This is a genomic window from Candidatus Sulfotelmatobacter sp. (genome assembly GCA_035504415.1).
Taxonomy (GTDB): Bacteria; Vulcanimicrobiota; Vulcanimicrobiia; order Vulcanimicrobiales; family Vulcanimicrobiaceae; genus Vulcanimicrobium.
Genome location: DATJRY010000004.1, coordinates 1 through 26811, shown reverse-complemented (window position 1 = coordinate 26811; position 26811 = coordinate 1). Strand labels below are relative to the sequence as shown.

Annotated in this window: 28 protein-coding genes; 13 read left to right on the top strand and 15 right to left on the bottom strand. The window is 65.8% G+C overall.

The features are described 5' to 3' along the window. Positions 1–207 precede the first annotated feature (207 nt). Positions 208–1494, top strand: a complete 1287-nt coding sequence (locus VMD91_01100; GenBank protein ID HTW82644.1) for a hypothetical protein — start codon at positions 208–210, stop codon at positions 1492–1494. A gap of 47 nt (positions 1495–1541) precedes the next feature. After that, positions 1542–4427: a TonB-dependent receptor gene (locus VMD91_01095; GenBank protein ID HTW82643.1), complete on the top strand. Its 2886-nt coding sequence runs from the start codon at positions 1542–1544 to the stop codon at positions 4425–4427. A gap of 4 nt (positions 4428–4431) precedes the next feature. On the opposite strand, the gene VMD91_01090 is transcribed toward VMD91_01095, so the two are convergent. The 4 genes from VMD91_01090 to VMD91_01075 all read right to left on the bottom strand — a co-directional run bounded on the left by VMD91_01090 (position 4432) and on the right by VMD91_01075 (position 6467). Next, complete coding sequence (locus tag VMD91_01090) at positions 4432–4896, bottom strand: acyl-CoA thioesterase (protein ID HTW82642.1); 465 nt, start codon at positions 4894–4896, stop codon at positions 4432–4434. A gap of 3 nt (positions 4897–4899) precedes the next feature. Next, positions 4900–5250 (bottom strand): glutaredoxin domain-containing protein, encoded by a 351-nt coding sequence (locus tag VMD91_01085; protein ID HTW82641.1) that lies wholly within the window; start codon positions 5248–5250, stop codon positions 4900–4902. Between the two features lies 1 nt (position 5251). Beyond that, positions 5252–5488, bottom strand: a complete 237-nt coding sequence (locus tag VMD91_01080) for a BolA/IbaG family iron-sulfur metabolism protein (protein ID HTW82640.1) — start codon at positions 5486–5488, stop codon at positions 5252–5254. Between the two features lie 187 nt (positions 5489–5675). Further along, complete coding sequence (locus VMD91_01075; GenBank protein ID HTW82639.1) at positions 5676–6467, bottom strand: sulfotransferase; 792 nt, start codon at positions 6465–6467, stop codon at positions 5676–5678. Between the two features lie 41 nt (positions 6468–6508). Here VMD91_01075 and VMD91_01070 point away from each other — a divergent pair, with 41 nt between their 5' ends. Further along, entirely contained in the window at positions 6509–7453 is a 945-nt protein-coding gene (locus tag VMD91_01070) for a sulfotransferase (GenBank protein ID HTW82638.1), read from the top strand. Positions 7454–7464: 11 nt separating this feature from the next. Here the strand turns inward: VMD91_01070 and VMD91_01065 are convergent, their stop codons facing one another. Beyond that, on the bottom strand, positions 7465–8154 hold the full coding sequence (locus VMD91_01065; protein ID HTW82637.1) for a nucleotidyltransferase domain-containing protein: 690 nt from the start codon (positions 8152–8154) through the stop codon (positions 7465–7467). Between the two features lie 29 nt (positions 8155–8183). Beyond that, a complete protein-coding gene (locus tag VMD91_01060) occupies positions 8184–9272 on the bottom strand; it encodes a Fic family protein (protein HTW82636.1) in 1089 nt (362 codons plus the stop codon). A 72-nt stretch (positions 9273–9344) separates the two neighbouring features. On the opposite strand from VMD91_01060, the gene VMD91_01055 reads away from it, so the two are divergent. Next, positions 9345–9734 carry a hypothetical protein gene (locus tag VMD91_01055; protein ID HTW82635.1) on the top strand — a complete coding sequence of 130 codons (390 nt, stop codon included), beginning with the start codon at positions 9345–9347 and terminating at the stop codon, positions 9732–9734. On the opposite strand, the gene VMD91_01050 is transcribed toward VMD91_01055, so the two are convergent. Continuing rightward, positions 9735–10889 (bottom strand): hypothetical protein, encoded by a 1155-nt coding sequence (locus VMD91_01050; GenBank protein ID HTW82634.1) that lies wholly within the window; start codon positions 10887–10889, stop codon positions 9735–9737. A gap of 8 nt (positions 10890–10897) precedes the next feature. After that, a complete protein-coding gene (locus VMD91_01045) occupies positions 10898–12559 on the bottom strand; it encodes a hypothetical protein (protein HTW82633.1) in 1662 nt (553 codons plus the stop codon). Between the two features lie 457 nt (positions 12560–13016). On the opposite strand from VMD91_01045, the gene VMD91_01040 reads away from it, so the two are divergent. From VMD91_01040 to VMD91_01015, 6 genes are all read left to right on the top strand, one after another. After that, positions 13017–14039: a hypothetical protein gene (locus tag VMD91_01040; GenBank protein HTW82632.1), complete on the top strand. Its 1023-nt coding sequence runs from the start codon at positions 13017–13019 to the stop codon at positions 14037–14039. 110 nt (positions 14040–14149) lie between these two features. After that, positions 14150–14824 carry a hypothetical protein gene (locus VMD91_01035; protein HTW82631.1) on the top strand — a complete coding sequence of 225 codons (675 nt, stop codon included), beginning with the start codon at positions 14150–14152 and terminating at the stop codon, positions 14822–14824. A 64-nt stretch (positions 14825–14888) separates the two neighbouring features. Continuing rightward, positions 14889–17237, top strand: coding sequence for a TonB-dependent receptor (locus tag VMD91_01030; protein HTW82630.1), 2349 nt, complete (start codon positions 14889–14891; stop codon positions 17235–17237). After that, entirely contained in the window at positions 17231–17488 is a 258-nt protein-coding gene (locus VMD91_01025; GenBank protein ID HTW82629.1) for a copper-binding protein, read from the top strand. Before VMD91_01030 ends, VMD91_01025 begins: the two co-directional genes overlap by 7 nt. A 4-nt stretch (positions 17489–17492) precedes the next feature. Continuing rightward, entirely contained in the window at positions 17493–18260 is a 768-nt protein-coding gene (locus VMD91_01020) for a sulfite exporter TauE/SafE family protein (GenBank protein ID HTW82628.1), read from the top strand. A gap of 31 nt (positions 18261–18291) precedes the next feature. After that, on the top strand, positions 18292–18987 hold the full coding sequence (locus VMD91_01015) for a hypothetical protein (GenBank protein HTW82627.1): 696 nt from the start codon (positions 18292–18294) through the stop codon (positions 18985–18987). A gap of 9 nt (positions 18988–18996) precedes the next feature. On the opposite strand, the gene VMD91_01010 is transcribed toward VMD91_01015, so the two are convergent. Then, complete coding sequence (locus tag VMD91_01010) at positions 18997–19224, bottom strand: hypothetical protein (GenBank protein HTW82626.1); 228 nt, start codon at positions 19222–19224, stop codon at positions 18997–18999. Positions 19225–19264: 40 nt separating this feature from the next. Between VMD91_01010 and VMD91_01005 the strand changes: the two genes are divergently transcribed. Beyond that, positions 19265–20872 carry an AMP-binding protein gene (locus VMD91_01005; GenBank protein ID HTW82625.1) on the top strand — a complete coding sequence of 536 codons (1608 nt, stop codon included), beginning with the start codon at positions 19265–19267 and terminating at the stop codon, positions 20870–20872. 21 nt (positions 20873–20893) lie between these two features. Here the strand turns inward: VMD91_01005 and VMD91_01000 are convergent, their stop codons facing one another. Beyond that, complete coding sequence (locus VMD91_01000) at positions 20894–21070, bottom strand: hypothetical protein (protein HTW82624.1); 177 nt, start codon at positions 21068–21070, stop codon at positions 20894–20896. Positions 21071–21178: 108 nt separating this feature from the next. On the opposite strand from VMD91_01000, the gene VMD91_00995 reads away from it, so the two are divergent. Together VMD91_00995 and VMD91_00990 are read left to right on the top strand one after the other, a co-directional pair. Beyond that, positions 21179–21961: an RDD family protein gene (locus tag VMD91_00995; protein ID HTW82623.1), complete on the top strand. Its 783-nt coding sequence runs from the start codon at positions 21179–21181 to the stop codon at positions 21959–21961. A 184-nt stretch (positions 21962–22145) separates the two neighbouring features. After that, on the top strand, positions 22146–23498 hold the full coding sequence (locus VMD91_00990; GenBank protein ID HTW82622.1) for an aminotransferase class III-fold pyridoxal phosphate-dependent enzyme: 1353 nt from the start codon (positions 22146–22148) through the stop codon (positions 23496–23498). A gap of 27 nt (positions 23499–23525) precedes the next feature. Here the strand turns inward: VMD91_00990 and VMD91_00985 are convergent, their stop codons facing one another. The 5 genes from VMD91_00985 to VMD91_00965 form a co-directional block, all read right to left on the bottom strand. Further along, positions 23526–23870, bottom strand: coding sequence for a hypothetical protein (locus tag VMD91_00985; protein HTW82621.1), 345 nt, complete (start codon positions 23868–23870; stop codon positions 23526–23528). Next, the gene (locus VMD91_00980) at positions 23867–24868 is read right to left on the bottom strand and encodes an ABC transporter substrate-binding protein (GenBank protein ID HTW82620.1); all 1002 of its coding nucleotides are present in this window, start codon (positions 24866–24868) and stop codon (positions 23867–23869) included. The genes VMD91_00985 and VMD91_00980 overlap by 4 nt, the downstream gene beginning before the upstream one ends. Beyond that, complete coding sequence (locus VMD91_00975) at positions 24865–25653, bottom strand: ABC transporter permease (protein HTW82619.1); 789 nt, start codon at positions 25651–25653, stop codon at positions 24865–24867. Before VMD91_00975 ends, VMD91_00980 begins: the two co-directional genes overlap by 4 nt. Further along, a complete protein-coding gene (locus tag VMD91_00970) occupies positions 25650–26516 on the bottom strand; it encodes an ABC transporter permease subunit (GenBank protein HTW82618.1) in 867 nt (288 codons plus the stop codon). Before VMD91_00970 ends, VMD91_00975 begins: the two co-directional genes overlap by 4 nt. A 108-nt stretch (positions 26517–26624) precedes the next feature. Then, positions 26625–26811 (bottom strand): hypothetical protein (locus VMD91_00965; protein ID HTW82617.1); only part of this gene is annotated, 187 nt, incomplete at its 5' end.

The following is a 26811-nucleotide window of genomic DNA, read 5'->3' as shown; positions in this document are numbered from 1 at the left end:
AATCAATCGCACAATCAGTGGACAAGGGCGCCAGGGCGGCCAAGCTTTGATAAAGTATCCATAAAGCTAGGCTGGTACGTTCCTCGGCGCTCAGGCCGTTCAGCTGAGCCGGGTCCTAATGGATCCTGGCGGGCTTGCGGCTTTTCCCCGTTGGGCCGGCCGCGCTCGTATCGCTTCTCGACCCCACCGCTCCCCGAAGGGATCCTCATGCGTCTCTTGATGTTGGCGTTCGGCGCCACGGCCGTTGCGGCCGTCGCCCTCACCGCGTGCGGCGGAGGCGGCAGCACCGCCCCGTCATATCTGGCGACGCCGCCGCCGGCGGCCGGCCCAGGCACGTTCTCGCTCTCCTCGAGCGGCTCACAGCAGCAGCTGCCAGCGGTGGCCGGAGTCACCGGCGTCATCAGCTGGACGGGCGGGAGCGGGGTGGTCGACGCCAGCACGTCGACGACGAACCCGACGGGGACGATCCCGGTGAACCCGGCGGCGTTACGGCGAGCGAAGGCCGCCGCCACCAACCCGAGCGTCGTCTACGTGACGATTACCGCTCAGACGGCCGCCACGCTCGAGGGCCTGCCGGGGATCGGGCTGACGTATCCGTCGGCGATTACCGGCACCTATCAAGAAGCCGAGTACGCCAACGGGACCTGGACCAACGTCGAGAGCGCGCCCGAGACCGGCGGCGACGCCGTCTCGTTCACCACCGGAAAGACGCCGATCACACTGGCTGCGAACGGCAGCATCTATTTGGCGATCTATGAAGGCACGTATCCGGAGCCGACGCCGACGCCCACGCCGACGCCGCAGGCGACGCCGACCAACGTCTTGGCCGACCCGAGCTTCGAAAGTGGCACGCAGGTCGCGTACACGTGGCCCAACGCGACGCCTTCACCGAACGCAACCGGCTGGACGCAGTGCTCCGTGTTCGCGGCCGAATCCGGCGTGACGCCGATCCATCCGATCTCCAGCTACACGCCGAACCCGGGGACGACCCCGGCCGCGGTCATCATGGCGAACGGCTCGTCGGTTCCACAGGGCTCGAGCTCGCCGGTTCCGACGCAGACAACGGTGCCGGTCGCGAGCGGCACCTACGCCGCCGTCTTCGGCGCGCTGTTCTCGAACTACAACGCCGGAAATTACGGCTACAACGGGCTGTGTCAGACGGTGACGGTCCCGGTCGGCGCCACCATGACGATGGACTACTTCGCCAACGGGAACGAAGGCGCAACCTATCTCGACTTCGACGTCCTGCTGCTGGATACGAGCGGCAACTATCTCGCGACGCTGCTCGACACCACCGACATCACCAGCAGCAGTCCGGGCGATAACGCCTACAAGACGCAGCAGATCCCGGCGACCGCATTTGCGCCGTACGTGGGCCAGAAGGTCGAGCTGTTCATCGGCATGTGGACCAAAGCCGGCAGCGGCAGCGGGTCGACGAAATATAGCGGATACTTCTTCATCGACGACGCGCAGCTGATGGGGGTGCCGCAATGAGCCGCCAGCCTCGACGCGCCACCACATCGCAGCAAAAGGAGACCCCGTTGCTCAGCCTCTCTCGCACGGCGAGCGTCGCGACGCTGATCGCGCTGCTCGCAGGTCCGCTCGGCGCGCTACCTGCGTACGCGCAGGCGCCAGCCGTTGCTCCGGCAACCGCCACGATCAGCGGTAAGGTCAGCGATCCGGGCGGCGCGCCCGTCGCGGGGGCGCACGTCGCCCTGCGCGGGCCGGCGACGGGGACGACGACGACCGACGCGACGGGACACTTCTCGTTCAGCGTGGCTCCGGGCCTATACGAGATCACCGTCACTGCTACCGGCTTCTTGCAGGCGGTCGACGAGGACGTCGCACTGGTCCCCGGCGGTGTGAACGTCAGCATCGGACTGACGCGGCCGACCTTCACCTCGCTACGCACGATCGGCTCGACGCGCGTGAGCGGCGGCGGGGGCGGCGGCCCCGTCTTCAATACCACGCCGGCCTCGCAGTCGATCGTCGGCCAGCAGACCTTCGAGAACCAAGGATCGTTGCAGGTCCGCGACATCCTCGACCAGACGCCCGGCATCGTCTCCTCGATCTCGAACGGCAGCGCGAACGGCGGCGTTCCCGGCTCGATCACCTTCCCACAGATTCGCGGCGGGCTCTCGTACGAGACCGCGACGCTGATCGACGGCCACCCGCTCTCGGTCGGTGAATACGGCGACTACGTCACAACCTTCATCAGCCGCTTCCTCTTCTCGACGATCGAGCTCGAGAAGGGCCCGGGCTCGGTCACGCCGATTCTCAGCCGAGCCATCAACGGAACGGTCAACTTCCGCACCTGGGACCCGACGCCCACGCTGACCGGAAATGCTGAGTTCGGCGTCGACTCCTACGGCGGGAAATATGGAAATATCCGCATCGCCGACACGGTCGCGAACGGGAAGCTCGGCTTCGTGTTCGACTACGCCAGCTACGGCACGCCGGGACCCGGCGGCAACGACGACCCGCAGTCGTTCGCGCCGTACAACTTGCTCGATGACGGCGTTCTGACCGTCACGGACTCGCACGGCAATCCGATCGCGCTCACCACGCCCGGCACGATCAAAGGCTCGACCGTCGGCGCCTACAATACGACCGTCGGCTACACCGGGAACGTGCTCGGGTGCTGCGTCGACGTACCGACCTGGTTCGAGAACCGCGCGTTCCTCGGCAAGATGCGCTACAGCTTCTCGAACGCGACGTCGCTGACGCTGACCAGCATCTCGACGCAGACGACGAGCTCGCAGAACGGCAACACGAACGACATGCTCGACTACGACTTCACCCCGACGCTGCCGGGGATTATTCCGGCCGGTACGCGGCAGGCGTTCAACCCGTACAACGACCTCTTCGGCGGCGACTACGAGATCAATAGCGAGCCGATGTTCGAGGGCGAGCTGCGCACGACGGTCGGCCAGGACAACGTGTTGTTCCGCGCCTACAACGCCGTCATCAACCGTATCCAGACTAACGGCGATCCGTCGGGCACCGCGATCACGATGCCGATGTATCTCTACGGTCAGACGACCAACGGTCAGGTCCTCGACGGGCGCGATCCATACGGTAACCCGTACATCGCGACGATCAGCGATCCGACGTACCAGAGCAATGAGTTCGACAATCTGACGGGCTACTCGTTCGAGTACGACCACTTGCTCGGCACGTCGGGCAACGTGCTGACGCTCTCGCTCGACGAGAACTACTCGCAGACCCACGTCTACGAGCCGGGAACACCGGACATCGACTACGGGTCGGGCGACATCCCTTCGGGATCGGCGCAGAACACCGGCACCCTGCTGTTGCGCGGGAACTTCCAGCTCACGCCCAAGCTGAGCTTGGTGGCGGGCTACTACCTGACCCGGCTCTCGTCGAACTTCGCGACCTGGCACGGATCGTCCGCACCCTACACGATCGACTTCAACGATCAGATCAATTGGCACAGCGACGAACGCGCCGCGTTCGCCTATCGCCTCGACCCGGACACCAGCCTGCGGCTCGCCGCCGGCTCGGGAATCGTTCCCGCCTACCTGGGAATCCTCAACGGTTCGGCCGGCGGAAGCGCGACGGCCTGCGGTGTCGCGTCGATCCCGCCACCGCCCGCCGCGCAGGTACCCGCCAAGCAGTGCCCCAACGGCGAGGGCACCGGCTACTACAACACGCAAGGCGGCGGCCTCAACATCCATCCGGAGACGTCGTTCGGATACGACTTCGGCGCCGATCACCGCATCGGCGCGACGACGGTCCTCACCGGCGACATCTACATGACCAACCTCTTCAACCAGTTCCTCAAGGCGTACTACACCAACGGCATCTTCGATGGTCCCGCCGGACCGTTGCCGCTGTACACGCAGGCGTATTCGAACTTGGGGATCTCGCGCTACGAGGGCATCGAGCTCGGCGTCACCAACACGCCGCTGCAAGGCTTCGGCTACGTCGCGCAGGGCTCACTGATCCACGACGCGCCGATAGCGGTGTCGGCGTACGAAGCGTCGCAGAACCCGTTCCTCGTCCAGGGTCAGAACTTCGGTCCCGACACGCTGGCGTCGAACACGCGCATGCCGTACGCGCAAGGCTACGGCGAGCTGAACTACCGCAACCACGGCTTCTTCGCGAGCTTCGGGGCCATGTACATCGGGTCCAACAACTCGTACAACGAGCCGGCGTTCACCGTGTTCAGCTCGACGATCCGCGTGCCGATCATCCGCGACGCCTCGCATCCGGACGGGACGAACGACACCTACCTGCAGTGGTCGGTGCACAACATCTCCAACGTCGACTCACAGTTCTTCGACCTGGGGTATGAAGGCATAGGCTATGCCGGCAACGGCACGACGCCGTACTACTACGCGACCAACCTCAAGGGCTACGGCCCGCGGTCGTTCACGCTCTCGATCTCCCACAACTTCCGGTGATCGCCTAGGGCGCCGGCAGCGCGCGTTGCTCGAAGGCCTCGAGCTTCGCGCGCTGGCCCGGTGTCCACGGGACGGTGCGTTCACCGTCGCTGGCGACGAACGCGATGCGCGCGATCGCGCGGATGTCCGTCCCGGCCGCCAGCGCGTGCTCCATCACGGCCGACGAGCGGCCGAGTGCGACGACGCGCGCGTGGACCGCGAGCGGCTCGTCGTAGAAGCACGGGCGCAGCAGCCGCATCGCGATCTCGGCGGCCATGTGATTGAACGGGAACGCGCGGCGCGGGGCGTCGTCGGCTTCGCCGACGTGCGCGAGGTACTGCAGGCGCGCCAGCTCCCAGTACGTCGTGTAGACGGTGTTGCTCACGTGCCCGAGGCCGTCGGTCTCGCAGAACCGCGGGCGCACGTCGACCGCGAAACGGAAGGAGCGAAGCCAATCGGCTTCGCCCCCGTGCGGATAGAGCTCCAGCAACGGCTAGCGCAGCTGGATCGTCGGTTGTACGCCGGTCCCTGCGAACGCCGCTTCGAGCACCTTCGTCAGCTCGCCGCTGCGGGCCATCGGCTCGAGGATGTCGGTGTCGCCGTAGAACTGGCCCTTGATGAAGACCTTGGGCAGCGTCTGCCAGTCGGTCAGCTCGGAGAGTGCTTGGCGCTTGGGCACGTTCTCGAGGACGTCGACGACCTCGAACGGGTAGCCGAAGGCGTTGAAGAACTGGATCGTCTCGGCCGTGAACCCGCAGCGCGGCGCGTCCTTCGTGCCCTTGCCGTAGACGAGGATCGTGTTGTCGGCGATCTCGCGCGTGATCTCGTCTTTCAGGTCGGTCATGTCATCCCTCAGGGGTAGCGGTGCGAATCTGGAGCGCGTGGATGCGTCCGTCGGCGCGGGCCGGCGCCAGGGCCCGTTCGACCATGCGGTGCCGGTCGAGCGGCGAGACGCCCGCGAACGCGTTCGTACGTACGAACACCTCGAGGTGGTCCATGGTGCCGGTCAGGTCGAAGACCCGGACCTCGGCGTCGGGCATCGTTTGCCGCAGGATCCCAGCTATCGTCGCTTCGTCGATCACGACCGCTCCTTTTACGCGGCGCGCCATGCCGGGACCCGCTGCTCGCCGGTCATCCGAACGGCCGGGGCACAGGTCGGCACGGCTGAGGCGAGGGTCGGCCGGCATGCCGCGTCTCTCTCGGCGGGCGGATCAAAGGCCGTGCGACCGACTGCCCGCTATGCGCGAGTCCCCGGTTGCTCCGCCTCAGTCAGCAGTCCGGAACCGACGTCGCTTCGCGATAAACAGCGGGGTATCGTTTCCGAAGCAACGCGTCGACGGGGGCGACGTGGATGTGGGCCGCCGCTTCATACCCATCGCCCCAAGCGTTTGCGTCGAACGACGACTTTCTGCGGAAGAACGTCGTCGCGCCATCGGTGGTCGCGAGCGTGGGGCGAGAGGTCTTTGTCGCATGACTACTGGCAAAGATGGCGTGATCGAAAGCGGCCGCGGCAACCCCCACGCGATCTGCAAGGAAGGATGTGATGCGCTCTACTTCCGAGCCGGGCTCCGCGCACAATGCGTCGTACGAAACCGGCAACGTGCGGTCAGGCGGCAACGCATCGACGCGTTCGTAGAAGTCGGCCCACAGTTGAGCGCTGTCCATGAAACGAATCCCAGCCCAGGGGTATCCCTCGGCGTACGATCGGCGCAGGCTCTGGATGCAACCCCGGTAGTGGCGCAGCATCAAAATGAAGACCGCAGACGGGAACCGTGCGACGAGAGATGAGGCGACCAAGAGGTTGTGCGGGGTATGGTCGCACCAGAAGGATCGGCCGTCGATCAACGTGCGCTCGGCAAACCCGACACTAGCCTCGAACAGGTCCGCCAAGAACGCATCTCTGTGCGGCGTCGGCATGCGCTGCATGAGGCGGGGAGCTTGGTCGAGCGTGAGGTAAAAGCCGTAGTATTCCCCAAGGTCGCTGCACTGCGGATGCGAGGCAATAAAGTTACCGACGACCGTCGTACCACTGCGCGGCGCACCTAACACAAAGACTTGCAAGAGCTCTCCTCGAAGCGTACCTGCACCGGCCTGGAGTTTACATGTCTCGTCTTGCTGGCGATCTCATGCCGCCTTTGGTAATCCTTTCGCCCGGAAGGTCGTTTAGTACGGTCGTTTCGGCGATGCTGGGATGTCATCCGGAACTCTATGCGCTGCCTGAGACGTGCCTCTTCGTACGAGATACGATGGCCGAATATTTGCGTGATGCCGACAATTGCATCTTTGTCGACGGCCTCATTCGCGCCGTCGCACAGCAGGTCTTCGAAGGGCAAACCGATGGCGCACTCGTCGCCGCACAAGAATGGATCGGGCGCCAGCGTCGCCGATCGACCCGTGCCGTGTTCGACGAGTTGCGCAAACGCGCTCATCCCCGAAGGATCATCGAGAAGACGCCGATGACTACCGCTCGTCTGGAGCATTTGGCCAGGATCGAGCGCTTCTTCTCCAAGCGTGCACGCTTTATCCACCTCACTCGGCACCCGCGGAGCTATGGTGCATCGCTCGTCGATACGCTCCTGGCAATGCTCAACGGGAACGACGTGGCGACCGTGATGCGCTTGCTCGAAAACGACGAATCGATTTTCTATGGAGTCATGGATTCGGATACGGGTGCGATCGATCCGCAGAACTCGTGGCTGCGACGACATCGTCGAATAGACGACTTTCTCGCTGGGATCGATGAAGCCCGCTGGATCCGCTTGCGCGGCGAGGACGTGGTGACCGCGCCGGGCCGCTTTCTGCCGCACATCTTCGCATGGCTCGGCCTTCCGATGGCCGAAACGGCGTTGCACCCGGAGCGTTGGGACTTCGCCGCACGGCCGAGAGCCGGCTTGAGCGGCGGCGGCGATCGGAAGTTCTTCCGAGATCCGACTCTGCGGTCCCAGTTCAGCGTGCCCGGATTGGATGGCGCACTTCGATGGCGAACCGATCGCGGCGGCTTCCGACCCGAGGTTCAAAGGCTCGCGCACGCTTACGGGTATGACTGAGAACAATTGCGTTATAGAGAGGTTTGGAAGTATCGGAGTAGTCCCCCATGCGGCTCCAGCACGAGTTCGCCAAGCTCGCGAAGCAGTTCGGCTCGTCCCGTTACCGTGGTCTCGTCCAAGATTCGCTCAGTAAGCTTGGCGACTGCTGGACTGTAGGCTCGTAGGTTCGCCATGATCACGCGGTCGTCGTGCGACCACAGGCGCGTAAGACCGCAGTGCACTTTGAGGATCGTGCGGAGCGCAGAATTGCTGAAAAGCATCGTATCTGGGCGCTCCTGCGTTCGAGCCATGCGCTCGCAGTCATCGAGAATCGTCACGATACGATGGCGAAGCTGAGCCGCGATTTGCGGATCAATGGGTCTGGGGCCAGCTGCGTAGCGGATCTTTGCCTCGACGACGAGCGACGAAAGTATGCCGTGCGAATCCAATACGGGAATGCCCACTGCGAAGCAGTAGAGGAGCCCGGCGTTGTTCCAGAAGCTGTCTCTCACGTAGCCCGCATCTATGATCCAAAGATCTACGTCCGCTCCCAAACGGAGCGACCGTCGAAAGACGCGTGTCGGAAGACAATCCGGGACGATGGCGTACAGGTCGATATCACTTTCGACCGTTGCGGTCCCGAGCGCAACGGAGCCAGTGACGAGAACCGCCAGTGGGTCGCACTCGCCGAGCTCACGCGCAACGTCGACGAGCGCGTCCATGTGCCAACGGCCGACCGTCGTACGTTCCATCACTTCTCCTGGCGAAATAGTTCGACTATGTCGCCGAACTGAAAGAGTGGATCATCATCGTCGGTGCATTTCGCCAAGCCATATGCACCCGTAAGTCGGCTCAAAATCGCCGAAGACTCCGGCTCGTGCAGCCCCAATGCCGCCGCGATGCGAGATCGTGAGAGCGTCGGATTGAGGAGAACCTCGTCCGCGAGCGCGATAGCGCTCGAAGTGGGGGCGCCGGCGTCTTTGAACCGCGCCGCGATGTCAGATCGGACGTACGCGGTAAGGCGTAGAAGTGTTACCGTGCGCCACGCTTGTGCCGTCAAGACGCGGACAAAGAACGATATCCAGGCCGACAACTCGTCAAAGTGTTCAAGTGATTCGAGTCGGCGATAATACTCCCATTGCCGCAGGCGAAGCTCCTCGCTTACGAATAGTGAAGGCTGTCGAAGTAGTCCGAGCTTACGCATTAGCGCCGGAGTGAACGCGCGGACGAGACGACCGTTCGCGTCACGAAATGGGTGGATCGCGACGAGTTGAAAATGAGCCATCGCCACGCTCGCTAGCCGGAACTCTGGGGGAACTGAATCGAGAGCCGAGGCGAAGCGTTCAAGAGCCGGCCGAACGTATTCTGGCGGCGTAAGTATGACGAAGGCGTCCTCGACTTGCGTAGCACGCCGGCCCATCCACACAGGCGTTGACCGGATCGTACCGGCGCCCACTTGATCGGGCACTAGGCGTCGTTGTGCTTGGCAAAGCACACGCAGCAAGTCGTGGGTGCTGAAGTGCTCGAAGAGATACTGCGCCGCGCGGGCAAAGCATAGCTCTTGCGCGCTGGAAAAAAGGTGAACCTCGGCAAAAGGCACGTTGACGTACGCCAGATCGGTAAGCCTTTCGCCCGCCAGGCGTGGAGAGAACGAGTTGGCGTCGCGCTGGAGCAACAACCGATAGAAGACGGCCCGTCGACGCTGCGCGCGAAGGGTCCCCTCGATCTCATGGATCGCAGTGAAGAACTCGGGGAACCGCGCGTCAGGAAACTCGACCAGTTCGTCGAACCGTAAGTCGTCGGGCACAAACGCCCGACTACCGGACGCGTCGACCCACACCCGCGTACGCTTCGTTGAAGGACGATTGTGGAGAACTCATCAGCGAGTGCATTCACGCATGAAGTGATGCCCGTGCGTCTCGCGTTCTGCATGCGATGGCACATGGTCGGCGAAACGCTCGAGCTTGTCGAAAAATTCGACTCACTCGAGGTGCCAGCATTCCCTTTTCGAGTCGATGCGGCGACCGCCCCGTTCCTGGTGATCGTGTGGGAAGGACGCGCGTCAGGGGCTGCTCCGCATCTCACGGTGACAACGCCGCGGGGAGAAATCCTGCAAGCTCGGCTTGAGCCCCCGAAGGCATTCCTTTGGAGCCAAGCGCAGATAAACTCCCTCGCCGGATTCGTCTTCCGAGTTCCGGGCAGCTATACGTTTCGGGTCGACATCGGGAGCGCAAGCAAGAAGGCGCGTCTTCACGTGAAGCATGCTTCTGCGCTCTCGCTGGTCGATGCCGACGGTCACTGACTATGCCTCGGCACCTGACGCACGCAGGAAAGTGGCGTAGCCCTCTCTCAGCGAAGTCAAGGCGTCTACGGTACCCCCGAGAGTGAAGAGCGAGGCCGCGATCTCGACGGCCGCTACGGTCGCGTTCGACTGTGCCGCACCCGGAACGATTCCGCCTGCGTTCGGAAGCGAGAGCCCCCCCTTGAGGACAACGTCGACGATCCACTCGCTGAGCGATGCCTGCACGCTCTCATAGTTCCGAACGATCGCAACTAAGCTCGTCGCCGACGCGAGCAATGCACTGGATGCCTGCTGGCTGGCGCTCGCGGCCTTCCGTGCCACGGACAATGGTGCCATCGTTCCTAACGTGCAAGCACTGACGATCACGCCGCCCCCGCCTCCTCCTCCACCGGTGGCGACACCGCTGCCGACCGTCGTCGCATCGGCCGTTCCCATATGCGAGGTCAGCATCGCTTTTCGGGTGGTCGCGGCGGCATTGCGGCCGCCAGCGGGTCGAATCGAGTCGTAAGCTGTTTGGCCGGTCACCTTTTTGCGCGCACGTAACGTGACCTTGCGCGCACTGGTGCTCGTCGCGTTCGTCCGAAATGCAGCAAGCCGAATGCTCACGCTGAGAGGAGCGCTCCTGGTGGTGAGCTGATTGTTCTTGAATGTGATGAAGCCCCGCGAATCGAGCGAGAGTTCCGATGTCGCGTTCGGTATGCCCCTCGAGAACAAGCGCAGCCGTATCGCCTCATCGATCTGCTTCACTGCGATTCTGGACGACCCTGAGGCGAACATGATTCCCTTGTTGTCCTTCGTAGGCCAAGGCTGGAAGTTCGTGCTCTGTTTCGGCTGCAAGCCGATCGGCTGTCCGGGAAGTTGTGCCTCGGCCGCCTCGGTGTCGGTGAAGAGCGGGATCGAAATCGATAAACGATTGAAGCTTATGACCTTGAGTACGTTATTCACGAGGGAGTTCGTGAACAGCACCGTGCCTGCGTACAATACCTGAGAAGTAATCGCGTCAGGGTAGAGTACGAGATATTCCTCATTTGGGTTTGGCGATTTGGTCGAGATGACCGGCGGCCGCGACGCCGACGTCGCAGAGCACCCTGCCAGACCGAGTGCTGTTCCGGAGAGTAAGAAATCGCCGCGATTGAATAGCTGCTTACGGTTCATACACCCTCCTATGGCAGATTCGGATCGCCGAGGGCGACCTTCGGTTCGGCAGGGCTCCACGTCAACGTCTCGGGACACGTGTCAGGTCTGCTTACGCTGTATTCGAGCAAGACGTGCTGCGCGTTCTCAATATAGTAGTAAACCGTGCCCGCGCTGTTTGCTGTGAAGTGTCCGACCTTGAAGTCGAAGCAGTATCCATAAGAGTCGATGGTGCACGTAGGGGGGCCGCTCGACGTGAATGAGCCGGCTGGGCCGCGTGCCGTATTGTAGTTCGGATCATCGTAGCCGTCATCGTCGTCAGGTAGCGCGATCCCGACGTATGTCTGCCACGGCCCATAACTCGTGGGGTTTGGCCCATCGCCATTGACGGCGACGATGTCTGGATTATCGTTGCCGGCGTCGTACTCTTGTAACCCGCCGTAGTAATTCGTATATGTCGTCGAGTACTCCAGCGTGCAGACCGATGCATTTTGATTACATCCCGTCAGCCAATCGCCGAATCCGACTTGATTCCAAGCGATTGCGTTTCGACCGTCATCCGTCACGCCGAACACTGAGCCATCGTTTACGTCGCAGGCATATGACTGGCCGTTCTCGTCGAAGCATTCGGTAGCGATCGAGGTCACCTCGGCAATCGAACACTGTGTACACGGCGTTGGCACGCCAACACTATCCTTGCCGGACGCGCCCCAATTCGGCGCTTGTTTATCGAACTCCCAAGCCGGGTGATCGAAGTTTATGATTTGCCCGGCCCAGTACGTGTAGGGGTTGTAGCCGCTCGGGAGTCCGGTAAACGTATACTCGAGTCCGGTACCGACGACCGGGCCGTGCGCGATCGTGATGACCTCGCCGCAATCGTAGTGGAATCCATTTGCGTTTAGATTCGTGTACTTCCCAGTACCGGAATTTCGATAGTAAGGGGCGATCCCGGTCAGGTCTGCCGTACCGTCCCAATTGTCGGTGTAGTACGTCAGGCCGCCCTCGGAGGATTGCGCATTTTGGCTGTGGCCGTTGATGACTTCGAAATAAGTGTTGCCGGAGTCGCCGATGTCCATGTCGGAGTAGCCACATTCGATGTCGACGAAGCCGATCGCACCGGTGAAGGAGCACTGCGAGACGAGTCGCGCGTACGGTCCAGAGCCCTCGAACGGTTGCGGTGGCGAGCACGTATTCGAGTAGTTCATGTCGAGCGGACTGCGCTTACTCGCCACAGCCGCGGAGCCGCTGGGGCGGGCGAAGGTCGTGCCCTTCCTTTTGCGCGCAAGGTACTTTGGGTCGTGCGAAGGCAGCGGCGGAAGATCATCGTGATACGTGACTCGAGCAGCGAGCGCGGGATTGTTGCTGAAGATGCGATCGTTTACTTCGTCGACGTAGATGAAGTCACCCCGAGCCGCGGGAGGCATCAGTCTCATGAGCCGAATGGCCAAGGCGCGGTCGCTGCCGGTGATCGAGCCGTCGATGTAAGGCGCGTAGTCTGCATCGCTCGTCAGCTTGAGGTTCTGTGCTTTGTCAAAAAGCGTCTCGACCGAGCCCGTTGCCTGGATGACGCTGCCTGGAGCTTGCGGTGTCAATTGAGCCAGTGGTGCGCTCGCCGTTGCGCGCGACTCGGCGCCACACACGATTAGCAAAGCAAGGAAAACGGCTGGTCCCAATAGCACGGTACGAGCCATTCGTAAACACCCTTTCTACAAACACAAATGCTGCCGAGGACGCGTGGACAGGAATTCCGAGCTGTTGCAGTCAGCCCACGAGGGTAGCCTTCTTAGCTTAGAGAAGAAGGCCCCGCTTCGCATGACTAGCAATACCGCTAGGCTCGCGCTCGCCGTGATACTTGCGATTGCTGCTTGCACGCATGCGCCGTCGGAGGCCGCGGAGCCCGAGCAACGCTCGACGAGCCTGCCCGTTCGTCGCGTCGACGTGCCGCCGGGGACGCCGGCAATTCGAGGCGCTTTATGGTCGCGGGAAGGTGCGGAGTCTCGTGCATTGCTCGACCAACCGTATCTCGCGGTCGGCAACAGCATGGTCGCTTTTGCTACGCCTCGGGGTACTTGCGGTTTTCGCGCGCGGGACGGGCTACGGCTATGGTGCGCTCGGAAGAGCTCGCTCCCCGTCTATAGCGGAGGTACGGTGCTCCTGCGCCTGCAGCACGGGGCTGCGGTCGAGGCGGTCGACGCTCAGACCGGGACGATACGTTGGATTTGGACGTTCCGCTCGACAAAGCAGACTCCCGAGGGGCCGAACGACGACGGGGTCGTGTTCACCGCCGTTTCGCCGTCGGGCGGCTTTCTCGTCGGAGCATCGATCGCGGCGCCTGCCGTCGACAATTACGTCAAATTTGACGAATTCGGTCGAATAATATTTGGGCGCAGAATCGACAGCTCGTTCTTTACCTTGCCGACATTTGCGGATTCATTTTTGTTGCAGCCGCTCAACGGTTTGGGCGCCTCGCTCGTCTACACGATGGACGAGTATCGCTTGGACAGCGGACGCGAAGTCGGTGCCGTTCGCGGGGCGGCGCGCGTGATATCCAAACGCGGCAAGAATGTTCTCGTACTGCTAGATCCCGGTGACCGCCCATCTGCGTTTCTCGGGTTGGACGTCGGTGAGATCGATCTGGTGCACGCAAACCTCGTCACGCAGCACTACTACGCGCCGGATTTCGCTGAAAACTATCGCCGTTTCGTCGTCGACGATGCCAATGGTGGTGCATATTCGCAACTGGTTCCGGTCGCAGACGATCGCTACATCTACATCGCGGTGGTTTCGCGCTTGTATCGATACCCGCGATCGGAACCTGAATCCCAGCCTTTACTGGTTTCCACGGACGGAACGCTCTTGGCCGGCCCGATTGACGGAACGCTGTATCTTACGAGAGCCAGCGGCGTCTGGAGCGTTCGCCCGCAATCGAGGTTCATCGAGGAGCGGCAAGTCGTGGCATCTAGGAGCGATGCGGTGACGATGACGACCAGCGGACACACGGGGTTCGTGGTGTTCAAGGACGGGCTCGTACGCGGATTCGATCTCGGCGACGGACACCGTACCTTTGAGAGTCGCGTTGCGTGCCTGCCTTCGAGCATCACGGCCAATGCGGCGATGGTGTACGTGGTCTGTTCCGTACCGGCCTGGCGGGTGACGGCGTTCAAACGCTAGTACCGCCCGGTGCTCTCGACGACGGGAGCGAGGAACCCGGCTGCGAATCCCCCTTGCATGGCAGCCGGCACCTTCAACTGGGCCGTGTCGAGGGTGCTACCGTCAGCGTAGTGAGAGTCCTCGGCTGGTCTTCCGGCATCGCGGGCCGATACTCCGTCGCGCTGGCCGCGATCGGGGCGGTCTTGCTCGCGTCCTTCGCCGCCGCGGCCCTCGCGCACGGCGCGATCGACCTCGCCGGCCGGTTGACGGGTGGGGGCGACTACGCAGACCGTCGACACGTTGCTGTCGGGCCGGTCTCGCTCGCCATCGCCGGTCTCGTCGTCGCGGGCATCGTGCGGATCGCGCTCGACGTCGCCGCGCGCCGCGAACGTGGAGACGCCGTCGCTAATGTTCTGCGCCGGCTGACCGCGGCCGACCCGCGGCTGGTCGTCCTCGCCGTCGCCGGCGGCGGCTTCCTCACGCTGCTGAGCATGGAGTTCAGCGAGCAGCTGGTCGCGTACGGGCACGTCGTCGGCGTCGGTGACGCGCTCGGCGGCACGCCCTGGCTGGGCGCCGCGCTCGTCGGCGCCGCGGGAGCGCTCGTCGCGCTGCTGGGTCTGCGGCTTGCCGGCTGGCTGGCGGCGGCGACGGCCACCGTCGTGGCCGCGCTCGTCGGATGGCTGCGCGCCGTTCGCGAGCGGGACGACCGACTCCACGCGCCCCGCACGCTGCGCCCGGTCCGGCCGGTCGCGCTCTGCTTTCTGGCCCGCTGTAGCGGGCTTCGCGCTCCGCCGCTGACTGCCTGAATCCGATTCCGCGCGCCCGCGGGGCCGCGCTCGCATTCACGCTTTTCCGCTCAACGGAGTACGCATGTCCATCACCCGTGCCGCCAGGGCGCTCGGCGCCTGCGGCATCCTCATATTTTCTCTCGTGACGGTGCTCGGTGCACCGGCGCGGGCAGACGTCGTCGGTGCCGTGCGCGGCACGCTGACCCGTCCCGATCACCAGCCGATCGCGAACGCCTTGGTCACGCTGACCGGCCCGTCGGTGCGGCAGACCGCGCGCACCGACGCGACCGGACACTTCGCGTTCCCGGCGGTCCCGTTCGGCCGCTACACGCTGCACGCCGACACGCCGGCCGGTCCCGCCGAGCTGCCGATCGAGGTCGCCACCGGCACGACCCTCGAGGTCGCGCTGCTGGCCGCACCGACGATCGGGCATACCGTCGTCGCGGTTCCGACCGCGCAAGGTCCGCCGCCGACCGACAATACCGTCACCGCCTCGCAGATCGCGACGCTGCCCGCCAACACGACGATCGACCGCGTCATCGAGACGCTGCCGGGCGTCGTGCGCTTCTCATACGACGAGCCGGTCGTCGACGGTTTCCACGGCGTCACCTACGAGCTCGACGGTGCGCCGCTCCCCTCGTCGACCAGCTCCAACTTCGCGAACCTCGTCGATCCGCGCGAGGCCGACGCGATCGAGGTGTTCACCGGCGACTTCCCGGCCGAGTTCGGCGGTCAGCGCATGGGCGCCGTCGTCAACGTCCGCAGCCTCGCCTTCGCGAACCCGCCGCCGCCCGGCGTCTTGATCCTCGGCGCCGGCAACCTGGGCACCGACGACGCGGAGCTGATCAAGCAGTTCAGCGCCGGGAAGTTCCAGGTCTCGCTCGCGCTCGACAACCTCGAGACCGACCGCGGGCTCGATACGCCGGCGGAAGACGCGTTGCACGACGCCACCTCGACGGCCAATCAGTTCCTGCGCATCGGCTACGCGATGGGCGCGCACGACACGCTGGCGCTCGACGCGGCCAGCCAGTACGCGACCTATCAGATCCCGATCAACACCGATCCGAACGACCTGAACGCCGGCCAGGTCTCGCTGCCGAACCAGGACGACGTGCAGCGCGAGTACGACCGCTTCCTGGCGCTCTCGTACACGCACCAGGATCTCGACGGCAACGGGTACTTCCGGGTCGTGCCGTGGACGCGCTACAACCGTGTGGTCTACGACGGCGACCTCGACGCCGACGTGCAGGGATACATCATCGGCACCGCCGTCACGCCGCAGAGCTGCCCGGTCCCGGTCGTCAACGGATTCGACTGCCCGTCGAACGGCTTGTTCCAGGATCGCTCGGCGGCCTACGTCGGCCTGCGGCTCATCGCCGCGCGCAGCTTCGGCCAGCACACGCTGACCTACGGCGTCGATCTGCAGCAGGAAGACTTCGACTCCAACGTCGCGATCGCGTTCGCGCCGGCCGAGAATCCGTTCGGTCCGGCAGCGGGGCCGTTTCTCGACGTCACCGCGCAGCGCGGCACGAACACCGGCGCGTACGTCGAGGATGTGTGGGAGCCCTCACCCTACCTGACGATCAAGCCCGGTATCCGCTACGACCACAGCACCGGCTACGTCTCGGGCGAGCAGGTCAGCCCGCGGTTCGAGATCGACCAGCAGATCGCGCCGGCCACCGTCGCGAGCGCCTACGTCGGCCGCTACTACGCGGCCCCGGGGCTCGAAGACACGCGACGCGAGGCCGTCATCACCGACACCTCGCCGACGGCGAACCCGATCTACGACCTGCAGCCCGAGCGCGACACGATGCTGCAGGTCGGGATCGCGCACGATTTCGGCGCCGGGCGCAAGGCGTGGATCAACGCGTACGATCGCACCGTCGTCAACGTGCTCGACACCACCAACCTGCTCAACACGCCGCTGTTCGCCGTCTACAACAGCGCGATCGGCGTCACGCGCGGAATCGACGGGCGCTACCAGCAGAGCTCGCGCACGACCGACGTCGGCGTCTCGTTCACGTACTCGCTCTCGCTGGCCGGCGGCGTATCGGGCGGGACGTTCCTGTTCCCGCCGCCCGACGTGAGCGATCTCACGCTCGAACCGGAAGACCACGACGAGACCTACACCGGCGACGCCTACGTCACGCGTCACTTCGGCCCGGATCTGAAGAGTTTCGTGACGCTCGAGACGCAGTACGGCTCGGGCTTCCCTGTCGCGTTCCTCAACGGGACCGGAGGACGGCTGCCGGCGCACTACCAGGAGAACCTAGCGGTCGGTCGCGCACCGGTCGGCCGGTACGTCGGCTACGAGTTCCGCGTCGACAACCTGCTCGACCATCGCTGGCTCATCAAGGTCGACAACGGCTTCAACACCACGCAGTGGAACGCGCCGCTGCGCGCCGAATTCCGGCTCTTAATCCCATGGTGACGCCCGTCCTCGCCGCGCTGCTCGCCGTCGCCTCGCCGTATACCGCCGACGTCCACGGCAACGTGGTCGCGGTCGACCGCGCGCGCGGCACGGTCACGCTCCATCACCACGCGCACGTGGGGATGGAGATGGAGATGACGATGGTCGTGCGGCTGCGCGACCCGCGGCAACCCTCGCAGCTCAAGATCGGTCAATTCGTGCACCTGCGGTGCGACGAACGGACCAGCCCGTGGGTGTGCGTAAAAGGATGAGGTGATGATTCCCGATCCGCGGGTGGTGATAGCTGGCCTCGTGGTGGGGCTCGTCGCGGGGGTCTCGGGGGTCGGCGGGAGCGCACTGCTCGCGCCGATCCTGATCCTGGTGCTCGGCGTTCAGCCGGTGGTCGCGGTCGGGACCGACCTGGTCTACAGCGTCCCGACGAAGCTCTTGGCCGCGATCGTGCACTGGCGACAGGGCACGGTCGACGGCAAGCTGGTCGGCCAGCTGACGATGGGCGGCGTCGTCGGTGCCGTCGCCGGGCTGATCGCGTTCGGCGCGCTGCGCGCGCACGTCGATCCCAAGACCTTGCAGCACGTCACGCGACACGCCATCGGGATCGCGATCCTCATCGCCTGCGCCGCGATCTTGGCGCAGCGCTTCTTTCGGATACGCAAAGAGAACGATCAGCGGCCCGGCTCGCTGGGCGCCAACATCGCGATCGGCTTGGTGGTCGGGTTCCTCGTCGCGCTGACGTCGATCGGCTCGGGCTCGATCACGCTGCCGTTGCTGCTCTTGTTCGGCCCGGGAATCGTCCTGCGCCGGCTGGTCGGCTCGGAGATCGCGTTCGCCGCCGCCATCGTCCCGATCGCCGCGTTCGGTCACGCGCGTTTCGGCGACGTGGACTGGCGGCTCACCGCCGGACTCTTGTGCGGATCGTTGCCCGGCGTCTACATCGGCAGCCGGCTCGCCGGCAAGCTGCACGATCTCGCGCTGCGGTGGGTGGTCGTCGCGATCCTGGCCTTCGCCGGGGCGCGACTTTTGTAGGCCGGGGCGCGTTCTCCGGGCGATGGTCGGCGTGTTCGCGCTCGCAGCGTTCCTCGCCGCCGCTCCCGCGGCCGTGCGCACGGACACGCCGTTCGACGCGGTGCAAGCGTGGTACGACCTGCTCGGCCGTGGCGCGGGCGCCGGCGCGATGCGCGCCGGCGGCGGAACGATCGGGGCGGGTGAAGCGCCGTTCGCGCGCGCCTACGAGCTGCTCTCGAGCGCGCGGCGCGCGAGCGAGTCGCGCGCCCGTTTCGTGGCGAGCTTCGACGACGTCGCGCACGTCGACTTGCTGCAAGCCGTCGAGCAGTCGGGAACGGTGACGCGCGCGCAGGTGTTCGTCGAAGAGCGCCGGTACGCGCTGCGCGGCGGCGTGCAGACGCTGGCGTGGTACGCCGGGACGATCGTGCTCGTGCACGAAACGGCCGGCTGGCGCATCGGCGCGGTGCAACTCGCACCGGAAAACATCTTCAACGGGCTTTTCGGCAAGCACGGCCGCGCGAGCGATCCGCTCGCGGTCGCGGTCACGGAGGTCCGCCCGCGCATCTGCGGCCGCGACGCAGGCTGTACGCGGCGCTTCGACGAGTCGGGTTTCAGCGTGATCGTGCGGCCGGGCCCGCACGGTTCGACCTCGCTGGTGCGCTACCGCGGTGCGCGCGGCGGCTATGACGTCCAGCTGGTGCGCCTTTACGACGGCGACTACCGGGTCGTCCGGGTGCTGAAAGCCTAGGCGGGTGGCCTAGGCTTTGAGACGCGGCTGGTCCTTGCGGACGGCCTCGACGAGCTTGGCGCCTTCACGCAGGGTGTCGCTGAGATGCGGCGCGGAAGCAACCACCGCGCGCATCGCGCCGACCGCGACGACGATCGCGCTCGCGCCGAAGAGGATCGCCGGCACGCCGCGCACCCGGAGCTTGCCGTACCGGATGCTCGAAGCACGCAGGATGCGGGCCGGATCGAAGGCTGGCATGGGGGCGGGTACCCCGGGGCGGCCTGCGAATCCTGGGCCCATGGCAGCCGGAACCTTCACCTGGGACGTCCCCGCGGACTTCAACTTCGCGCGCGACGTCGTCGACCAGCTCGCGCGAGCGGACCGCCTGGGTCTGGTCGCGATCGACGCGCAGGGCGCGCGCACCGACTACACCTTCGCGCAGATCGCCGACGCCTCACAGCGGTGGGCGGCCGTCTTGCGCGACGCGGGCGTGCGTGCGGGCGATCGCGTCATCGTCGTGCTGCCGAAGATCCCCGACTGGCTGTTCTGCATGACCGCGCTCTTGCGCATCGGCGCGGTGGCCGTTCCCGGCGCCGAGCAGCTGCGCGCGAAAGATTTGCTGTACCGCGCGAACCACAGCGGCGCGGTCGCCGTCATCGGCCACGTCAGCAACGCCGGGGAGATCGACGCCATCGCCGCCGACGCGCCCGACCTGCGCATCTGGCTGCTCGTCGGCGGCACGCGCGACGGCTGGACCGCCGCCGACCCGCTCGTGCGCGCCGCGCAGCCGTTCGCCGGCACGCCGACGCAGGCCGGCGACATGGCCTACATCGTCTACACCAGCGGCACGACCAAGGACCCCAAGGGCGTCGTGCACCGCGTCGCCTACACGTGGGCGAAGCGGCTGCAAGCCGCGGCGTGGCTCGACGCCAAGCCGACGGACGTGGTGTGGTGCACCGCCGGGACCGGCTGGGCCAAGTCGATCTGGAACGTGCTGCTCGGGCCGTGGTCGTGCGGCTCGGCGATCGTGCTGCACGAAGGCGCGTTCGTCCCGACCGAGCGGATGGACATGATCCGCGATCTCGGCGTGACCGTGCTCTGTCAGGCGCCGACCGAATACCGCCTCGAAGCGAAGCTGCCCAACCTGAACGAGTGGAAGCTGCCGAAGCTGCGCCATTGCGTCTCGGCCGGCGAGCCGCTCAACCCCGAGGTGATCGAGCGTTGGCGCGAGGCGTTCGGGCTGACGATCCTCGACGGCTACGGGCAGACCGAGAACACGCTGCTGGTCGCCAACGTGCCGGGCTTGCCGGTGCGACTGGGCTCGATGGGCAAGCCGATGCCGGGTCACGACGTGGCGGTCGTCGACGAGCAGGGCAACGTGTGCGTGCCGGGCGACGTCGGCGACATCGCGCTGCGCGGCGATCCGCCCTCGCTGTTCGCCGGCTACTACAAGAACGACGACGAGACGCGCGCGTCGCGCCGCGGCGAATGGTATCTCACCGGTGATCGCGCGCAAGTCGACGACGACGGCTACTTCTGGTTCGTCGGGCGCGCGGACGACGTCATCTCCTCGGGCGCGTATCGCATCGGCCCGTTCGAGGTCGAGAGCGCGCTGCTCGAGCACCCGGCGGTGCTCGAGTCGGCGGTCGTCGGTTCGCCCGATCCCGACCGCGGCAACATCGTCAAGGCGTTCATCGTGCTGCGGCCGGGCAACGAACCGTCCGAAGCGCTGGTGAAGGAGCTGCAGGAGCACTGCAAGCGCGTCACCGCGCCGTACAAGTATCCGCGCGCGATCGAGTTCATCGCCGAGCTGCCCAAGACGCGCTCGGGCAAGATACGGCGCGTCGAGCTGCGCCAGGCCGAGCTGCAGAAAAAGGGCGCGACCGCGGCGAGCGGCTTCGTCTAGCCACCCGCCGCGAGCGGGCGATCAGCGCACGATTACGCGGCGCGAGCCGTTGGTCGCGTTGACCGTGACGTACGGCGCCCGCGAGGGGATGGCGATGCTGGCGGGTTGCCAGGTCACCACCATACCGCACGGGCCCGGGCGATACCGGTACGTCTGGGCGATGTAGATCGGCGGAAAGATCGTGGCCGGCGACTGCACGAAGCGGACGCGATGGCAGGCCCCAAAGCAGCCAGTTCGCCTGCCTGCACGTCTCTCCTGGCCTGCCGCCGACCGCCGGATGACACCTGGGCCGGTAGGGGACGGTACATGCGCACGATGCAACCCCCGCCGCCCGGCACGCCGCCGCCGCCCGAGGATCCGACCATCGCGATGCACGCGGTCGAGCCGCCGCCGCAGCCGCCCCCGCGCGCGCCCGTCGTCGAGGTCGAGGACGCGCACTTCGTCGAGGGGCCGCCGCCACGCTACGCGGGCATCGCGCGGCGGCCGCCGACGGGGCATCCGCTGGGCGACGCGTTCGCGCGGCTGTTCGCGTTCGGCGTCGACCTCGCGCTCGTCGCCGGCGTCGTCACGCTGCTCTGCTACGCCCTGATCGCGATCAACCCGATCACCGGCCTGCCGACCAACACGCAACGGGGCTTCGACGCGACGCTCGGGCTGGGCATCGCGATCGCGCTGGTCTACGTGTGGGTCGCGGAGGCGTTCACCGGGACGACGATCGGCAAGCTCCTGTTCGGCTTGCACGTCTACGCGCGCGGCACGCGCACGATCGGTCTCACGCGCGCGTTCTTGCGCGGCGTGCTGCGGCCGATCGACGTGCTGCTGATCGGCGGCATCATGGTGCCGTTTCCGGCCCGTCGCCGACTCGGCGACTACGCGGCGGGCACGATGGTCGCGCGCACGCCGCTGCGCGGCTTCGGTCCGCTGTTGGGCTTGTTGCTCGCGATCGTGCTGATCGGCATTCCGCTCGTGCTGGTCGGGCCGACGCGCACGCTGGCGGGCGTGTTCGCGTTCGCCGAGTTCGTGCCGCCGCTGGCCGCGCATCTCTGGCAGCTGGCGTCGAACGGCGTCCACCAGCTCATCGGCCGCTGACCTTGTCGCGCGCGCAGCGCGTGATAAGGTCGGCGTGAACCGATGTCGCTCCACGAGATCGTCCTCCCGGAGACCAAACCCGAGACGACGTGCTCGCGCACGAGGCCCTGCCGGGCTTCGCGCTGGCGCTGCCCGAGCTGTTCGCGGCGGCGGACCCGCCGCGCCGCGCGGCGAACACCACCCGATGATCGCCTCGTCGAAGGACCTGCAGAGCCTCCACGCGCGCTACGTGCTGACCCCCTGGACGCAGTCGGGTGGTCCGCCGCCGCCGGTCATCGTCCGGGGCGAGGGGATCTACCTGTACGACTCCGAGGGCAAGCGCTACGCCGACCTGACCGCGGGGCTGATCGCGGTCAACCTGGGTCACGGCTACCCGTCGGTCATCCAGGCGATGCACGAGCAGATCGACCGGCTGTGCTTCAGCCCGCCGAGCTGGTTCAACGACAAGCGCGCCGAGCTGGGAGAAGCGCTCAGCGCGATCGCGCCGTGGGGCGGCGAAGGCTGCCGCTCGTTCTTCACCGTCGGCGGGGCCGACGCGAACGAAGACGCGGTCAAGTTCGCCCGCGCGCTGACGGGCCGCTCGAAGGTCTTCAGCGCGTACCGCTCGTTCCACGGTTCGGCCACCGGCGCGGCGACGCTGACCGGCGAGAACCGCCGCTGGTTCAACGAGCCCGGCAGCGTGATGACCGGCGTCGTGCACTTCTGGGCGCCCTATCCGTATCGCAGCCCGTTCTTCACCGACGATCCGGCCCAAGAGACGGCGCGCGCGCTGGCGCATCTGCGCGAGACGATCGAAGCGGAGAACGCGAACAGCGTCGCCGCGATCCTGATCGAGAGCGTCGTCGGGTCGAACGGCGTCATCGTCTTCCCGCCCGGCTATCTCGCCGGCGTGCGCGCGCTGTGCGACGAGTACGGCATCGTCATGATCCTCGACGAGGTGATGACCGGCTTCGGGCGCACGGGCGCCGCGTTCGGCGCGGAGAAGTTCGGCGTCGTTCCCGACATGATCAGCTTCGCCAAGGGCGTGACCTCGGGCTACGTCCCGCTCGGCGGCGTGCTGGTGCGCGAGAACCTCGCCAAGGCCTTCGACGCGCGCCCGGTACCTGGCGGCCACACGTATTCGGGGCACCCGGTCTCGATGGCGACCGGACTCGCCGCCGTGCAGGCTTACCTGCGCGACGGTATCTTCCCGCGTGCCGCTGCCCTCGAAGCGAAGATTCGCGCGCGGCTCGAGAAGCTGCGCGACAAACACGAGATCGTCGGCGACGTGCGCGGCGTGGGCGCATTCTTCGCGCTCGAGTTCGTCAGCGACCGCGCGAAGCGCACGCCGCTGGTGCCGTGGCAAGGGAAGAACGCGGGCATCATGCCGACGCTCTTCGCCGGCCTGGCCAAGCGCGGCGTCTTCGCGTGGGGCCGGTACGACGTCATGCACATCGGTCCGCCGCTCACCATCGAGGACGATCAGCTCGACGAGGTCACCGCCGCGCTCGACGGCGCGATCGGCGACCTCGCCGACGCCTACGCCAAGACGAAGTAGCGGTCGGGCGTCACCCGCAGCGTCCCGTCATCGCGACGAGGTGACCGCCGTGATTCGTCGGTGCACGCTGCGGCGGACGACCACGCCGACGATGACGGCGATGACGCCCAAGACGATGCCGCACCAGGCCGCGGCGCCCAACGTACCGCTGTCTCCGAGCTGGGGGGTGGCTCCGAACAACAATGCGCCTCCGTAGACGATCAGCCCGATCGTCAAGCGTTTGTAGCGGCGCTCCGCGTCCTCGGTGCTCAGGTCTCCGCGTTGGAGCGGCTTGCGGTACACGGCGGGCATCAGCGGGAGCCAGACGACGTAGAGCAGGGTGCCGAACTCGAGGGTGATGAGCACCCACGCGGTCGGGATGGGCATCGTCACTTCGCGAACGCTTCCTGCCAGACGGCGTGCGTCCACGCGCCGGTCGGCGGGTGCGTGATGACCGGTTTGCTCGCGCCCCCGAGCAGGACGCGAACGGTGCGGTTCGCCGCGGCTTCGTCGAGATAGCCCGGCTTCTGCGGCCCCTCGACGAGCTTCGCGATCTCGCTCATCTGACGCGTTTGGTGCGCGGCGTTCAGCGCCCCCGACGTGTCGGCCGCCATCACGATGTTGACCGCTTCGGCTTGATGGCTGATCGCGTAGGCCCAACCGCGCATCGACGCCTTGACGAAGCGCGCCAGCCGGCTGCGCATGGCCGGATCGCTGATGCGGTTTTCGGTCGAGTAGAGACCGTCCTCGAGCGTGGCGACGCCCTCGTCCTCGTACTTGAAGACGACCAGCTGCGAGGGCTGCATGCCGGCTTCGATCAGCTGCCAGTACTCGTTGTAGGTCATGGTCGAGATGCAGGCGGCCTGCTTCTGCAAGAGCGGGTCGACGTTGAAGCCTTGCTTGAGCACGGTGACGCCGTTGGGAGGTCCGTCCGTCTTGTAGCCGAGCTTGCTCATCCACGACAAGAACGGGTACTCGTTGCCCGAGAACCACACGCCGAGCGTTTTCCCGCGGAAGTCGGCCGGCGTGCGAACGCCGCTGTCCTTGCGGCAGGTCAACTCCAGGCCGGAACGTTGGAAGACCTGCGCGATGTTCACCTCCGGCACGCCTTTTTCGCGTGCCGCCAAGGCGGCGGGCATCCACTCGACGATCACGTCGGCGCCGCCGGCGGCCAACACCTGCGAGGGATCGATGTCGGGGCCGCCCGGCTTGATGGTGACGTCGAGCCCGGCATCCTTGTAGAAGCCCTTCGCCTGCGCGACGTAGTAACCGGCGAACTGGGCTTGAGTCACCCACTTGAGCTGCAAGGTGAGGTGATCCGCCGCGCTGGCGCTTCCGCCCAGCAGCAAGAACGCGCAAACGGCCGCGGGAACGATCCTGCCGAGACTCATCGCATCTCCTTTTCGGTCGTGGACTGGAATGCCGGGCGCCAGAAGGTGACTCTTCGTTCGAGCCAAGCGATCCCGAAGAACAACGCCGAGCCGGTGATCGCCGCGAGCAGCGTCTCCGCCCAGACGACGTCGAGGTCGAGCCGCGAGGCCTCCGTCGAGATCCGGAAGCCCATGCCGACGATGGGCGTCCCGAAGAACTCCGCGACGATCGCGCCGATCAGCGCGAGCGTCGTGTTCAGCTTGAGCGCGTTGAAGATGAACGGCAACGCGGCCGGCAGCCGTAACTTTTCCAACGTCTGCGGACCGCTGGCGGTATACGACCGCATGAGGTCGCGTTCTATCGCGCCCGGCGCCTCGAGCCCTGCCACCGTGTTGACGAGCATCGGGAAAAACGTCATCACCGCCGCGACGGCGGCCTTCGACTGCCAGTCGAAGCCGAACCACATCACCATGATCGGCGCGATGCCGACGATCGGCAGCGCGGAGACCAGGTTGCCGATCGGCATGAGGCCGCGTTGCAGGAATTGCGAGCGGTCGATCAGGACCGCGATCACGAATCCGGCGAGCGAGCCGATGGCGTAACCCGCGAGCACACCTCGGATCGTCTGGTTGAAGTCGGCGGCGAGGGTGGGAACGGAGGTGGCGAGCCGCATTGCGATCGCCGAGGGCGGAGGCAGGATGATCGCCGGCACGTGGAAAAGCCGGACTCCCGCTTCCCAGATCGCAAGCACCGCGAGGCCGAAGGCGATGGGCGGCAGAAGGTTCGCAAGGCGCCCGGACGTCATGACGAAAACGCCATGCGGCGTTGGGCGATGCGCCCGATGACGCCGATCAAGCCGACCAGCGCCGCCGACAGCGCCGCGGCGACGAACAGAGCGGCCCAGATCTGGACGGTCTGCCCATAATAGGAGCCGGCCAAGAGCCGCGCGCCCAAGCCGCCGTCCTCGCTCTTGGTGACCTCGGCGACCACCGCGCCGACCAGCGCCGCCGCGGCGGCGATCTTCATGCTGGCGAAGAAGAACGGTGCGCCGGCCGGCGCCCTCAGCTTCAGAAACGTCTGCGCCCGCGTCGCCGAATAGGTGCGCATGAGATCGAGCTGCAACGGGTCGGGCGAACGGAAGCCCTTGACCATGCCGACGGTTACCGGAAAGAACGAGAGATAGGCCGCAATCGCCGCCTTCGGCGCGATGCCGGTGATGTTGAACTGGTTCAAGATGACGACGATCATTGGCGCAAGCGCAATGATCGGCACCGTCTGCGACGCCACGATCCACGGCATCATCGAGCGGTCGAGCCAGCGCATGGAGACGATGAGCACGGCAAGCCCGATGCCGAGCGCCGAGCCGATGGCGAAGCCGATCAGCGTCTCTTCAAGCGTGATGACCCCATGATAGACGAGGCTGCGTTTCGACGTCGGCGGGGTGGCGAAGACGAGCTTATAGAGTTCGCTGGCGACCTGGTGCGGCGCGGGCAGCTTCGGCCGCTCCATGTTAAGCGAGCCCACGATGAGCTCCTGGGTCGAATAATGGGCTTGGCCCGAGTTGGCGAAAAGGTCGCGCTGAAGGGACGCATTCATGAGCGCCGCGGCCACGTACCAGATCGCGAGAATGGCGAGCACGACGGTCGCTATGGGCAGCGCAGATTTCATCGCTGCGCCCTCATCCGGCGCTTCGCGCGACCTTCCCGCTGAGGGGGAAGGGAAACCTGCGGCGCCGTTCTCCCCTCTCCCTCGGGGAGAGGGGTCGGGGGTGAGGGCTCACCCGTCATAGGAATGGCCCTCGCGCAGTCCGTGCCTCACACGATTGGCGACGGCGATGAACTCGGGCGTCTCCCGGATCTCGAGCTCCCGGTCGCGCGGGAAATTGCATTCGATGACGTCGTAGATCCGGCCCGGACGGGGCGACATGACGACGATGTGCGTCGACAGGAATACCGCTTCCGGG